The sequence below is a fragment of the Klebsiella sp. Q2 genome (assembly GCF_009900705.1).
Lineage (GTDB): Bacteria > Pseudomonadota > Gammaproteobacteria > Enterobacterales > Enterobacteriaceae > Klebsiella > Klebsiella quasipneumoniae.
Genome location: NZ_JAAABE010000007.1, coordinates 1 through 14,115 on the forward strand (window position 1 = coordinate 1; position 14,115 = coordinate 14,115).

Genomic DNA, 14,115 nt, shown 5'->3' on the forward strand with positions numbered 1-14,115 from the left:
GTTGCCCAGGCGGCCGATCGCCGAGGCGCCGTTATAGGAGCCGTCGACGCCGACATATTTCTGGTCGCCGGTCTGGAAGTGGGCGCCATAGCGGGCATAGCCGCTGAACTTGAGGCCGAACGGAATGGCCATATCCGGCGAGGCGGCGGTGGTCTGCGGGTTGGTGATCACGTCGACCTTTTTGTCGGCCGCGGCGTCGATTTTCGCCTGGCGGTCGGCCAGCGCTTTATCAACGGCTTTGGCGACGATGGCGTCGATCTGTTCCTGAGTAAATTCTTGCGCCATTACAGAGGTAAGCGGAAAAAACGCGGCGATAACCGCCATGGTTAATGGAAGTTTTTTTATCATTGTCATGAGTTTCTCAATATAGGTTAATTTTATTCAGACAATAACCAGCCTATTCTGAGCTGACAGAATATGTCGCTATCATCAGAACAAGTTATTTTTTATTTTGTACGGTCACAGAGGCATTACACAATTATCGCGACTCTTCCTCCTTCACTAATATTAAACAGGTGGCACAATAGCAGAACCATCCGCACAGCGGATTGTTCATCTATAGACAGTCAAACAGATAGCCTTGCGGCGCAGACAGCATAAATACAACACGAACCAATAAACGCTATTTCCTGGCAGCGGGCAGATGGCGGAATATATGCCCCCGCAGGGGCATATCAGCCAAATTTAACCAAAGATATAGGTATTGACGAGATTTTCGAGTAATTCCTGACGCCCGCTGTGATGCTGCGGATTCAGATTATGCTGCTCAGCGTACCGGGCAATATTATCCAGCGACATGCGGCCGGCCATAATTTGTTGCCCCAGCTCGCCCTGCCAGCCGGCATAGCGTTTTGCCAGAGCCCGATCGAGCTTGCCATCCTCAATCATGCGCGCGGCCAGCTTGAGGGACAGCGCCATCACGTCCATGGCGCCAATATGGCCATAGAACATGTCGTATTTGTCGGTGCTCTGCCGGCGAACTTTGGCGTCAAAGTTCAGGCCGCCGGTGGTGAATCCCCCGGCTTTGAGGATCTCGTACATCACCAGGGTATTTTCTTCCACGCTGTTCGGGAACTGATCGGTATCCCAGCCGAGCTGCGCATCGCCGCGGTTGGCATCAACGGAGCCGAAAATGCCCAGCGCGATGGCGCTGGCGATTTCATGATGGAAAGAGTGCCCCGCCAGGGTGGCGTGGTTGGCTTCAATGTTCACCTTGATCTCATTTTCCAGACCAAACTGCTTCAGGAAGCCATACACCGTCGCGACATCGTAATCGTATTGATGCTTGGTGGGCTCCTGCGGTTTCGGCTCGATAAGCAGCGTGCCGCCAAAGCCAATCTTATGCTTGTGCTCCACCACCATCTGCAGGAAGCGGCCAATCTGCTCGCGCTCCTGGCGCAGATCGGTATTCAACAGCGACTCGTAACCTTCGCGGCCGCCCCACAGCACATAGTTTTCGCCGCCGAGCTGGTGGGTGGCGTTCATGGCGGTCACCACTTGCGTGGCCGCCCAGGCAAACACCTCCGGATCGGGGTTGGTCGCCGCCCCGGCGCCGTAGCGCGGGTGGGTAAAGCAGTTGGCGGTGCCCCACAGCAGTTTCACGCCGGTTTGCTGCTGTTTCTCCGCCAGCACTTCGGTCATCACGGCGAAATTATGCAAATACTCTTTCAGCGACGCGCCTTCTGGCGAGACGTCGACATCGTGGAAGCAGTAATACGGCACGTTGAGCTTATAGAAAAATTCAAACGCCACGTCCGCTTTGCGTTTGGCCATTTCCAGCGCATCGCCCGCGGCCTGCCAGGGACGCTCAAACGAGCCGGCGCCAAACATATCCGCGCCATTCCAGCAGAAGTTATGCCAATAACAGGCGGCAAAACGCAGATGATCTGCCATGCGTTTTCCCAGCACGATTTCATCCGGATTATAGTGGCGAAACGCCAGCGGATTATCGGTTTTAGGTCCGGCAAAAAGAACGCGTTCGAGCTGGTCAAAATAAGTTTGCATGATGAACTCCGAAATTGAGGAAGCCGAAAATTAACAACTGTGACACATCGTGTATTCTCATCGTCGGTTGCTCAATTACGTTATTTCACTCAGCGATTGAGAAAATGCTCAAATGTGAGCCATCTCGCAAATAAAACTATTTTAAATATCTCGCTTCGCGCGCGTATAGCGTACACTTCCTGGGGAATTCAGGTGAACATAGCGAATTAAAATGCCGGTTTTGTCACATTGCATATCTGTCAGAAAATTAGCGGCGGATAACGATTCAACGCAGGTGATACAGGCCTTTGCTTCGAGGATCACAGAAGTAAAAAAACATAATTACTTAATTTAAAAACGTAATAGATTCTTCCAGGTCAACTGTGTCAGAAAGTGTTTCACCTACACAAAACAAACCGGAGTCTGCTTAGAATGAGTAAAAACATAATGCACAGTCGGCATGATGAATATCATAAATTAACCCGCGGAGAACGAATTGGTTATGGCATGGGCGACTTTGCGCAAAACCTGGTTTTCGGCACCATTGGGGGTTTTCTGGCTTTGCATATGCTGACGGTAAATACCATCAGCACGGCAACGGCAGGCTTTATTTTTCTTTTTGTCCGTATCATTAATGTGTTTTGGGATCCGATGGTCGGAACCTACGTGGATAAACGAACCTCGAAAGCAGGAAAATATCGTCCCTGGCTGTTACGAGCCGGCGTGCCGCTGGTGATCCTGTCGGCATTACTGTTCGCGCCCATCCCCGGAGTGAAAGGTTCGGTGGCTTTCGCCTTTATTATTTATCTGGCGCTGGACCTGGTTTATTCCTTAGTCAATATTCCCTATGGCTCGCTGAATGCCTCGCTGACCCGCGACCCGGAATCGATCGATAAGCTGACCAGTACCCGCATGATGCTGGCCAACAGCGCCAACCTGCTGGTCTATACCCTGTTCCCGATGTTTGTGCAGATGGCGGCGCCGAAAGATCGTAGCCTGAAAGACACCGGCTTTTTCGGCCTTGAGCTGAATCTGGGCAACTATACCGATCCGTCGGCGAACTACGCCTGGTTCGGCGTGTACGCCATCTATATGATCATCGGCGCGGTGGCCCTGTTTATCTGTTATAAATTCACCAAAGAACGCGTTGTCGCGACCGCCGAGCAGACCGCCAACGTCAAAACCACCGACCTTTTCCACGAGCTCAGACATAACCGCCCGCTGGTTATTCTCGGCATGTTCTTTATGCTGGCCTTTACCTTCATGTTCTTTATGAACACCGTTAACGGCTTCTTCAACCAGTACGTCGTCGGCCACTCCGAATGGATGGGCGCGGTGGGTCTCGTCGCGTCTATTCCCGGCATCGCCTTTCCGATTTTCTGGCCGAAACTGAAAAAAATCTTTGGTAAAAAAGGCTTCTTCCATCTGTTCCTCGCCATGTTCATCGTCGGCGAACTGCTGACCTACGTCTGGTCCCGTGAAGGGATGCACGACGCCCTGTGGCTGGCCTATATCGCCACCTTTATTAAACAGTGGGGCTTAACCTCCGCCACCGGCTTTATGTGGGCGCTGGTACCGGAAGTCATCGCGTATGGCGAATTAAAATCTGGCAAACGCAATGCCGCCATTATCAATGCCATTATGGGACTCTTCTTCAAGATCGGCTTCACCATCGGCGGCGCGATCCCGCTGTGGCTGCTGGCGGTGTATGGATTTAATGAAAGCGGCGCCGTCCAGAGCGCCAGCGCCATCGACGGGATCATTATGACCGCGGTGTGGATCCCGATTGCGCTGGCCGCTATTTCGATGGTGATCATGCAGGTTTATCCGATCTCCGATAAACATGTTACCGACATCAACCGTCAGCTGGATGAGATCCGCGTGTAGTTAAAAAAATTATAAATCAGACCGATTCGTCACTTTCCATTTTAAAAGGTGTAATGAAATGTCACTTATTCAAAACCCGATATTACGTGGCTTTAATGCCGACCCCAGTATTATTCGCGTCGAGGATACGTACTATATTGCCAACTCGACGTTTGAGTGGTTTCCGGGCGTGCGTTTACATGAGTCGAAAGACCTGAAAAACTGGAACCTGCTGCCTTCGCCGCTCTCCACCACCACCCTGCTGGACATGAAGGGCAACCCCTCCTCCGGCGGCATTTGGGCGCCGGCGCTCTCCTGGGCCGATGGGCAATTCTGGTTGGTGTATACCGATGTGAAGGTCACCGAAGGCGCCTTCAAAGACATGACCAACTATCTGACCACCGCAAAGGATATTCGGGGCCCGTGGAGCGACCCGATCAAGCTGAACGGCGTCGGGTTTGACGCCTCGCTGTTCCATGACGACGATGGCCGGAAATATATCGTCCAGCAAACCTGGGATCACCGGGAGTACCATCACCCCTTCGATGGCATTACCTTAACGGAGCTGGATACCAACACGCTGAAATTAATGCCGGAAACCGCGCGCACCATTTACCACGGCACCGCCGTGGCGCTGGTCGAGGGGCCGCACCTCTATAAACTGAACGGCTACTACTATCTGTTTGCCGCCCAGGGCGGCACCGTGTTTACCCACCAGGAGGTGGTGGCGCGGTCGAAAACCCTCGAGGCCGACAGCTTTGAAACCGAGCCGGGCGACGTGTTCTTAACCAACGTCGATACCCCGGACAGCTACATCCAGAAACAGGGCCATGGCGCGCTGGTCTCCACCCCGGAAGGCGAATGGTATTACGCCTCGCTCTGCGCCCGGCCGTGGAATCGCCCGGGGGAATCCATCTACGACCCGCGCGGCTGGTCAACCCTCGGTCGGGAAACCTCGATCCAGAAAGTGTACTGGGACGACGAAGGCTGGCCACGTATTGAAGGCGGTCACGGCGGGAAAACCTTCGTCGAAGGGCCGAAAGACGCCATCTTCACCGAAAGCGCCAGCGATAATAGCCAGCAGGATGACTTTACGTCGCCAGCGCTCGACCCGAACTGGAATACCCTGCGGGTGCCGTTTACGGCCAAAATGGGCACTACCGGCAACGGCAAATTAACCTTAATCGGCCAGGGTTCGTTAGCCAATACGCATGACCTGTCGCTGATTGCCCGCCGCTGGCAGGCCTTCTATTTTGACGCCGCGGTGAAGGTGAAATTCGAGCCCTTCAGCTATCAGCAGATGGCCGGGTTAACGAATTACTATAACGACCGCCACTGGAGCTTTGTCTTCCTGACCTGGAATGAAATTAACGGCAAGGTCATCGAAGTCGGCGAAAATAACCGCGGGAAATACACATCGTACCTGAAAGATAACGCCATCAAGGTGCCGGACGGCGTGGAATACGTCTGGTTCCGGACCAAAGTCCGCAAGCAGACCTACAGCTATGAATACAGCTTCGATGGCGTGACCTTCACCGAGATCCCGGTCCAGCTGGATGCCGCAGTGCTGTCCGATGACTATGTGTTGCAGAGCTATGGCGGGTTCTTTACCGGGGCGTTCGTCGGCCTGGCGGCGGTAGACTACGCCGGGTACGGTACCCAGGCTGAGTTTTATCAGTTCGAGTATCAGGAGCTGGGCGATAGGTTAGCGGCCGATGGCAGCTACAGCTGGGAGGCTGGCGAGACGCGGGATAAGTAAGGGTGTGTGAGCCCACGCTACCGGTAAGGTAGCGTGGGGTTAGTGGTGTGTTTGATGTAATTAAAGCGAGCGCTGTCGGATGTCAGTCTGCAGGGCGCAGCCGGGCCTTCAGCTCTTCGGGAGTAAACGGCGGATCTCGCCGGTGCAGCATTGCATGGCAGTTGGGACATACCGGGATCAGATCGGTTTCTGGGTTCAGACGGTAGTCCTGCTTTATCCCGGACAGCGGAATGAGATGGTGGATATGAATAAAGCCCTGGCCGATATCGCCATAGCGGCTGGCCATATCCAGACCGCATACCTTACACTGGCAGCCGTGCAGGCGAAGCGCCGCCTGACGAGCCTGACGGTCGCGCTCATAGCGATTGACCACCACCTGCATCGCCGCCCCTTCCACGTACTCCATGGTCGTCTGCCCCTCATCGGGGAAACGCGCAACCTCGTCATCGCCAGCGCCCTGCGACGCGATCGTAAATCCTTGCTCCAGTAACAGACGCACGCATTTGGATTTAATCCCCCCGCTGAAATCCGCCGGGGTAAATTCCGTCCCCGTCTCAAGCGTGGCCGCTAACCCGACGATGGCTTTTGAAGGATACCGACGCCCCTCAAACTCGATCTCATACAGACGCGCGCTTTTAAACTGATGCGCAACGCCTGCATCGTAAGCGCGAATGGCGGCGATGATGCATTCCCTGGATAAATGGTCCGGTAGTTTTTTCATAAGACATAGCTATCTGATGGCGCGAAGCTTGAGTATAAATAGAAAGCTATGGGCTTTTCGAACAAATAACTGGCAGTGATAGTTAAATAGCGATCCACGTAGAATCGCCGCATCTGGTAGGTTGATCGGCAAGGATTTTGCGAGCATCATCGCATTTATTTAGCTGCCAATATCACGCTATGCCCTCCAGCATGACCCTGCAACACGCGATCGAGAACATCACCATCTGGCGCAAAGGCGAACAGCGTGCACCGCATAAGCCACTGCTGCTGCTGTACGTCCTCTCACAGTACCAGCGCGGCCATGCGCGGATGTTCGACTACGCCTCAGAGATACGCGATGAGCTGCATAGCCTGCTGGAACGCTTTGGCCCGCAGCGCCGCCAGTACCGGCCGGACATGCCCTTCTGGCGCCTGAAAGGCGACGGCTTCTGGGAGCTGCACAACAGCGAACAGTGTTCAACCCAGGGCAGCCGACAGCCGCCCGGCAAAGAGCTGGAGCTCTGTCAGGTCGCCGGCGGCTTCGATGAGCCGCATTTTGCACTACTCAACAGAAATAAGAAGCTGATCAATACCCTCGCCCATCAGATCCTCGAAGCGCATTTCCCGGAGAGTATTCAGGAAGAGCTGGCAGAAGAGATGGGGTTTGATCTGCAGCAGATCCGTAAAGAGCGCGACCCGCATTTTCGCCAGCAGGTGCTGCGCGCCTATAACTATGAGTGCGCGATCTGCGGCTTCAATATGCGCCATGATAATACCTCCGTCGCCCTGGAAGCGGCCCATATTAAATGGAAGCAACACGGCGGCCCCTGCGAAATCCCTAACGGCCTGGCGCTCTGCGCGATTCACCATAAGGCTTTTGATAAAGGATCCATTGGTCTGGATGAGGATATGCGCATCCAGGTTTCGCCGGCGGTGAACGGCGGAGGCATCGTTGGCAGGCTGTTCTGGGATTTTGATGGTAAGCCGATTACCTTGCCGCTGGGGAAAGAATGCTATCCCCAGGAGGGATTTGTGGCGTGGCACCGGCGGGAGGTGTTCAGGGGGTGAGGGGGGATGGGATTAGTGGTGGCTCAGCTTTGCATCCCTTAGCCTGTCGTCATCCTTCTGAACAGGCATAAAACACGCCAGGAAAACATAAAGGGATATCAAATGCGCTACTGAATTTGGTTGAAGGACACTCGTTCCAGGCACCGCTGAACTGAATATTACCGCCGTGGATTCGCCAGGTGATTTTCTCATAATGCAGGCTAACGCTTTCAACCTGGTTAATTTTGTCATTCGAGGAAAGAGAATCACCCCAGGTTAAATCAGCGCTTCGAACTAATTTGCAGACTCGGGGTAAATTATATCTCTATATAAGGTACGGCATCATCATTAGCTATTTCTCTCCCTAGCTATCGGGCCGGTTAATAGACTCTTAATGTCGGCACATCTCCCGGAACCAGGATGTGGAGGCATAGCATCTTAAGGCCATACCTCCTTGAGTAGCGCTAAATTAATTCAACACATTCGATACCTGCATTGCTTTAAGCCCCCCTATAACTTCCGCTGCTCCAGGCTGGAATAAATCGCTCTAATTTCCGCTTGTAAGCTTTCGCCACGGTATACCATCGACGTATCGTATCGTTTGTACTTCTCATCACGCGTAGCGCTAAACCAGTTGAACGATCCTATGCACAACAGCCCTTCATCGCCAATCACGATTTTACTGTGAACACGGTTAACCAGCATAGTCACAATGCCCAGCGCATTTAGTTTTTCCACTGCATCATTAAGGCGCTGCTGTTTTGCTTTGTGCTTCTCATAACTGACGTCTTCGGTATTAAAGCTTTTATCCGTTACAACAGTAATGTCGATACCACGAGCACGTGCCTGGATCATTGATGTTAAAAAACCGGTTTGTTCCAATTTTTCCCAGGTCAGCCAAGGGGAAACAATAGTAATACTTTTACCAATAGCGTCAAAAGTCTGGTTCAGAAACTCATCATGCTGTTCAACACCGTGCAAGGTAGAAATCTGTGTTTGCGCTGTATTAAGGTCCTGTCGTTCTTTGTACTCAAACTGCAGTGCATTATTAACGGATGCAAACAGGTATTTTGAAAGCAATCCTCTCGGCGAAGAAGCGGGCTGAATCTCAAACAGGTCCATATCGCCAAAGACCAAAAAGCTATCTTTAGCACGTGAAACGGCAACGTTCAGCATGCTGCTGTCTCTATCAATAAATCCGCCATCTTCATGTTTCGAATACACAGGAGAGAACAGCACAATTGCCCGTTCCGCCCCCTGCAATGAATGAACCGTGCCCACTGTCAGCGAATTTTCATCGCCACTACAATTGATATCCAGCTTACGTAATGACGATTTAATCGCACTGACCTGCGCCGAAAATGGGGTCACAATGCCGACTAATTCATGTAACGGTTTATTGTAGTGATGCTCAATCTCTTCTTTGTGCGCTGCAAGCCATGCAGCAATCGTCTTCGCTTCAAAGTCGTTATAACGACTTCCACCATTGGCCTGCATACCCTTACCATCTATATGCAGATAGCCCATTGCAGGTAATATAGTCCCTTTTTCTTCCCCTCGTTTGGGCTGCAACTTACCGTGATAACTAAGGGTGTTACAGTAGCCAATGATGTTATCGAAGCAGCGACGGTGTTCGTACAGATACATCCCCCGCGCCAGATCCGGATCGTACTGGTAGCGCGAGTTAAACTGTGCAACCTTCATAACGCTGCCGGATGCAGCGCTCTTTCCTGATTCACACACCAAAGCATAAGCTTCCGTAAGTTCTTCCTGAGAACCTTCTGGAAGGATATGCTCCTCAACCATATTGCCAATATCAATACAAGGCAGGCTGTTCCAGATAGGCGCAATCTGTTCTGTGTCACCAATTACCAGAGCTTTCTTCGCCAGTGCGAAAGAAGCTGCAGCAACCTCAGGAAGCACCTGCCCCGCTTCATCGACGATCAACAAATCGGCGAAGTTATATAAATAACCATCATCAAATTTCTTGCCACCAACATGTTCTCTGATAAGCATATGGTGAGGAAGCATAAAGCAGGTCATGACGACACAAGGGGTGAGCTTCATTCTACGCAGCCAGCGGGCTTTAATTGCCTTCGCCCCTTTGCGATCTTTTTCTTTTTGAAGGTCCTCGATAGCAGCCATATCCATCAGCCACCGACCTTCCCAGTAATGCGTCGCCAGCAAAAACGCCGGGAAACGGAGCTGTGTATCGGCAAGCTCATCGGCTTCGCTCAGATTCAGCTCCGTCTCGCCTGCATAACCCAGCGAATGGGTTATCTCGCACCAACGGATGACGGCTTCACTTTCACGTCGGGAAATGTCCTCAGCGTGATCAATTTGCTGTTGGTACCCGGCCTGTTCTTTATGAGCTTGCTCAATCAATCCATCGATAAAGGCATCAATTCCATCAGGCTGAGATCCCTGGAATGCTGTCATTCTTTCGCCAAACGTAGCCTCCAAAAACAGCTTCATTTGATAGTGACGCTTAGTACGAACGGCGGGAAGCCAGGAGAAGAGAGTGAACATGATCGACTCTCCGGCTCGATATTGTTCCCACTGTTTTTTGCCCTGCGTTAATAGCGAGATTTCATTGGTGCTATTAAGCAGTAACGTTCTCTTATCCTGAATATACTGTTCGAGATCGTCACTGATGACATGCCGCTCCTGACGGATTGCGTTCAGGTCATCCCACGCAGGCTCGATTTGCTCAAGCTCTGCAGAGAGTTCAACCAAACGCTGATGCAGGAGATCCACAACCTGTTCTGATGAATGACATTTCTCATTCGGAAAAGCTGCCCTTGCCTTTTCAAGGAAGAAGCACCGGGCATCTTCAACATATTCAAGAGATTCAACACGGTTAAAAAAGTCTTCCGTCTGGTATTTTTTTACCGCCTCGGCTCTTCGTCCCGAAGACGGGAAGTAAGCGCCAAAGCTTTTTACATCTGGTAACCAACGCCCGGCCATAGGCCCGGTACCGATAGAAAAATCTTTGCCGAAGGCCTCGATAATGTTGGTTACGGCCTGATTATTGGTTGATGTCGCAACCACCACAGGTGGTTCAGTTTTGTTTAAAGCTGCTCTCGCCCACTCAGTAGCGATGATGGAGAGAACCAGAGTAGTTTTCCCGGTACCCGGAGGACCATTCACGGCAAGAATATCGCCGGGCTGTTGAGTGAGGTAATGGCTCAGGGCATCGCGCTGCGCGACAGCCAGCGGAAACTTATCACCGGAGTGTCCCAGACGCTCACTAAACATGGCATTACTGGCGAGGAGCGGCTCAACAGGAGACTTCTCTTTCGAGGCAAAGCGCGCCAGCAATGGCACCTCTTTTTTGCACGTCAGCAAATGATCGTACATAGGCAGGATATGGGTGCTGGCCCCTCCAGGCTGGTTGGCTTTAATAATGTAGCCATAGCCAGCTGGTTCATATTGCTCAGGTGATGCGAGCCATTTGCCAGCAACATGTTTTAAAAGTTCATTTGAATCTTTAAGGTACTTTTGCCACCACTGCTGATAACGAGCATATCGTTCTACTCGTTGTTCATCAGTCTCCTCACGGAGCTCATCCTCATTACCGGGACCAAAAGTGAATGAATCATGCGTGGTTTTGTACTTGTCATATTCCGCCATCTCACCAACAGAAAAGGTGCCTTTGGGAAGGGGTTCGAGCAGGTCACGGGGAATGGTGGCTGGCGATGTAGGGAATAAAAAGCCTTCGCGGTTGAGGAGTGCAGCGGTAACCAAAGGTGAAATAATATCAGGTGCTCCAGCAGTCCGCGCCTTGCCATGCTTTAACAGGCGGATCCATACCTCTGGCCGTAACAGCACCTCGACGGTCTTGACCTGGGTGTCTTCACCATTGAAGAATAATTCCACAATATCTTCACCCAACCTCCCTCTATCGACGTTCGTCCATTTCGTAAATGATTCATCCTCTCTACGCTCAAACGCCCCTTTTCCAGACTCGGCATCTGCTAAGGTATTACGCCAATATGAAGTGAATCCCTGAGTATTACTGTCCATTCCCCATCCCGTAAATTAAATGAGACAATTGATGTTGTCGTATAAGTTCATCATGGTTAAACATTGTCCACGATGCGAGGGGGATCGCAAGAATTGTTTGTATCACTAAACATGGCGTGCCAATTTACACATCGATGGCTACTGAACGGGTATTCTCAATTTTTAAAATGCTGTTTGTCATATCTCTGATGCAATAAATGAGGATAGGAATTGTCCTCCTGATACGGGTCATTTCTTTGTCCCTTTCCGGTTGCGATAGTCCCTGTAGCAGGTATTATTTTGCGTACTACGTTCCAACACGATTTTTTGCCGGAGCACTTTGCTCCATGGCCGCATTCTCTTCCGAGGGCTTCATGTCTAACACTAACTTTTCTAAAACGGCTGCGTTTATCTGGTCGGTGGCCGATCTGCTGCGCGGTGATTTCAAACAGTCTCAGTACGGGCGCGTGATCCTGCCCTTCACGCTGCTGCGTCGTCTTGAGTGTGTGTTGGCGGAAACCAAAGATGCGGTGGTGGAGAAATATGATGAATTAAAAACCAGCACACTGCCGGAAGATGCCAAAGAGAAGATTCTGCTGCGCGCCAGCGGGCTTTCCTTCTTCAACACCTCGAAGATGGATCTGGGCAAGATGGGCCAGAACGACATCAAAGCCAACCTGGAAAGCTACGTACAGGCGTTCTCCCCGGATGCGCGTGAAATCTTTGAACATTTCAAATTCAGCGAGTTCGTCGGCCTGCTGGAAGATGCCAACCTGCTATTTAAAGTGGTCAAGAAATTCGCCACCATCAATTTGAGCCCGAAAGCGATTTCCAACTATGAAATGGGCCTAGTGTTTGAAGAACTTATCCGTCGTTTCGCGGAGAGCTCTAACGAGACCGCCGGTGAGCACTTCACCCCACGCGATATCGTACGTCTGACCACTTCGCTGGTGTTTATGGAAGATGATGAAGCCCTGACACAGGACGGTATCATCCGCACCATTTACGACCCGACGGCTGGAACCGGCGGTTTCCTCTCTGCGGGCATGGAATATGTGCACGAGCTAAACCCTAAAGCCGTCATGCGTGCCTTTGGCCAGGAGCTGAACCCGGAATCCTACGCTATCTGTAAAGCCGACATGCTGATCAAAGGTCAGGACATCAGCCGCATTAAGCTAGGCAACACCCTCTCTAACGACCAGCTGCCGCAGGACCAGTTCGACTACATGCTCTCTAACCCGCCGTTTGGCGTGGACTGGAAAAAGATTGAGGGTGAGATTAACGACGAACATACGCAGAAAGGCTTTAACGGTCGCTTTGGCCCGGGCCTGCCTCGTGTTTCCGACGGCTCGCTGTTGTTCCTGATGCACCTGATCAGCAAAATGCGCGACAGCCACAATGTGGATGGCATCTTGAGCAACGGCGGGCGTATCGGGATTATCCTTAACGGTTCATCACTGTTTACCGGCGGGGCGGGCAGCGGTGAGAGCGAAATCCGGCGCTACATTCTGGAAGCCGATCTGCTGGAAGGCATCGTCGCTCTGCCAACAGATATGTTCTACAACACCGGCATTGCCACCTACGTCTGGATCCTCTCCAACAAAAAAGCGCCTGAGCGTAAAGGTAAGGTACAGCTGATTGATGGCACCAACCTGTGCGGCAAAATGCGTAAATCGCTGGGTTCCAAGCGTAACCTGATGGGCGAAGATGATATCAAACTGATCACCCAGACCTTCGGTAACTTTGAAATGGTGGATGCCACAACCCTGGGAGAACTGGGCCTGGAAAAAGCCGCCGAGCAAAAATCCAGCCGCGGTCGCCAGCCTGCAACTGCCAAAACCGAAACGCCCAAAACCTTCGCCAGCAAAATTTTTAACAGCACCGACTTTGGCTATCGCCGCCTGACCATTGAGCGCCCGCTGCGTTTATCCGCTCAGGTGACGGATGAGGCGATTGCGACTCTGCGCTTTGCACCGAAGCCGTTTAACGCGCCGATGGAACGTCTGTATGAAGAGTTTGCATCCCAGTGGCAGAAGGATACCTACGGTGATTTCTCCGGACTGGAAACAGAAGCGCGCGCCATCATCAAAGCCGAATTTGCTGAGCTGAAAGAGAAGCAGATTAAAGACCTGCTCGACAATAAACTGTGGCTGGTGCAGCGCGCCTTGCTGGAAAAAGCGCAGCAGATTCAGACGGCTCTGGGTACGCAGGCGGGTGGCAAAACGCTGGTGAGCAATGACTTCAACCAGTTCCAGCTGACTCTGAAAGGCGCCATCAAAGCGGCTGGCGTGAAGCTGGATGAGAAAGAGAACAAGCAGTTTATCGATGCCATCACCACCAAAAACCCGGAAGCCGAGCCGGTGGTGAAGAAGGTGCTGAAAGAAGCCGTTCAGCCGCTGTACGGTGCGTTTGAGTACAAAGGTAAAGTGGTCGAGTTTGAGCAGGACGACGACCTGCGCGATAACGAAAACGTGCCGTTGAACCCTGCGGTGTCGACCAGCGACCTGATTGAAAACTACTTCAAAGCGGAAGTACTGCCATTGGTAGCTGATTGCTGGATTAATGCTGAAAAGCAAGATAATAATGATAATAATGTCGGAATAGTTGGTTATGAGATCAACTTTCATTCCTATTTTCAACGAAAGCACTACAGAGATAAGCTTCTTCAAGGAAAATCGGTTCGTTTAAAAGAAATAGTGAGAATAAACAATTCTGGGTTTTATGTATTGGATCAATTAACTGGAAGGATAAAT

Annotated in this window: 6 protein-coding genes and 3 pseudogenes; 4 read left to right on the forward strand and 5 right to left on the reverse strand. The window is 51.7% G+C overall.

Translation table 11 applies throughout. The annotated features are described in order from the left end of the window. Together GT756_RS22300 and xylA are read right to left on the reverse strand one after the other, a co-directional pair. Positions 1–354, reverse strand: a pseudogene (locus GT756_RS22300) (carbohydrate porin); the annotation flags it as partial. Positions 355–684: 330 nt separating this feature from the next. Beyond that, entirely contained in the window at positions 685–2,004 is a 1,320-nt protein-coding gene (gene xylA / locus GT756_RS22305; protein ID WP_017900971.1) for a xylose isomerase, read from the reverse strand. 426 nt (positions 2,005–2,430) lie between these two features. On the opposite strand from xylA, the gene GT756_RS22310 reads away from it, so the two are divergent. After that, positions 2,431–3,870 (forward strand): MFS transporter, encoded by a 1,440-nt coding sequence (locus GT756_RS22310; RefSeq protein ID WP_072206957.1) that lies wholly within the window; start codon positions 2,431–2,433, stop codon positions 3,868–3,870. Positions 3,871–3,928: 58 nt separating this feature from the next. Beyond that, complete coding sequence (locus tag GT756_RS22315) at positions 3,929–5,608, forward strand: glycoside hydrolase family 43 protein (RefSeq protein WP_160125077.1); 1,680 nt, start codon at positions 3,929–3,931, stop codon at positions 5,606–5,608. An 82-nt stretch (positions 5,609–5,690) separates the two neighbouring features. Here GT756_RS22315 and GT756_RS22320 read toward each other — a convergent pair whose 3' ends face one another. Next, positions 5,691–6,329, reverse strand: coding sequence for an HNH endonuclease (locus tag GT756_RS22320; RefSeq protein WP_064178479.1), 639 nt, complete (start codon positions 6,327–6,329; stop codon positions 5,691–5,693). Positions 6,330–6,508: 179 nt separating this feature from the next. Between GT756_RS22320 and GT756_RS22325 the strand changes: the two genes are divergently transcribed. Next, complete coding sequence (locus tag GT756_RS22325) at positions 6,509–7,378, forward strand: phosphorothioated DNA-binding restriction endonuclease (RefSeq protein WP_109882721.1); 870 nt, start codon at positions 6,509–6,511, stop codon at positions 7,376–7,378. A 121-nt stretch (positions 7,379–7,499) separates the two neighbouring features. Here GT756_RS22325 and GT756_RS26275 read toward each other — a convergent pair. After that, a pseudogene (locus tag GT756_RS26275) lies at positions 7,500–7,619 on the reverse strand (type VI secretion system tube protein Hcp); the annotation flags it as partial. A 248-nt stretch (positions 7,620–7,867) separates the two neighbouring features. After that, entirely contained in the window at positions 7,868–11,383 is a 3,516-nt protein-coding gene (locus tag GT756_RS22330) for an AAA domain-containing protein (RefSeq protein ID WP_106939499.1), read from the reverse strand. Between the two features lie 353 nt (positions 11,384–11,736). Here GT756_RS22330 and GT756_RS26395 point away from each other — a divergent pair. After that, positions 11,737–13,998 (forward strand): annotated as a pseudogene (locus GT756_RS26395) (N-6 DNA methylase); the annotation flags it as partial. Positions 13,999–14,115: the final 117 nt, after the last annotated feature.

Excerpts from the sequence above, each read along its gene's own strand:
- GT756_RS22310 (WP_072206957.1), top strand. The coding sequence starts at position 2,431 with ATGCACAGTCGGCATGATGAATATCATAAATTAACCCGCGGAGAACGA.
- xylA (WP_017900971.1), bottom strand. The coding sequence starts at position 2,004 with ATGCAAACTTATTTTGACCAGCTCGAACGCGTTCTTTTTGCCGGACCT.
- GT756_RS22325 (WP_109882721.1), top strand. The coding sequence starts at position 6,509 with ATGCCCTCCAGCATGACCCTGCAACACGCGATCGAGAACATCACCATC.
- GT756_RS22330 (WP_106939499.1), bottom strand. The coding sequence starts at position 11,383 with ATGGACAGTAATACTCAGGGATTCACTTCATATTGGCGTAATACCTTA.
- GT756_RS22320 (WP_064178479.1), bottom strand. The coding sequence starts at position 6,329 with ATGAAAAAACTACCGGACCATTTATCCAGGGAATGCATCATCGCCGCC.
- GT756_RS22315 (WP_160125077.1), top strand. The coding sequence starts at position 3,929 with ATGTCACTTATTCAAAACCCGATATTACGTGGCTTTAATGCCGACCCC.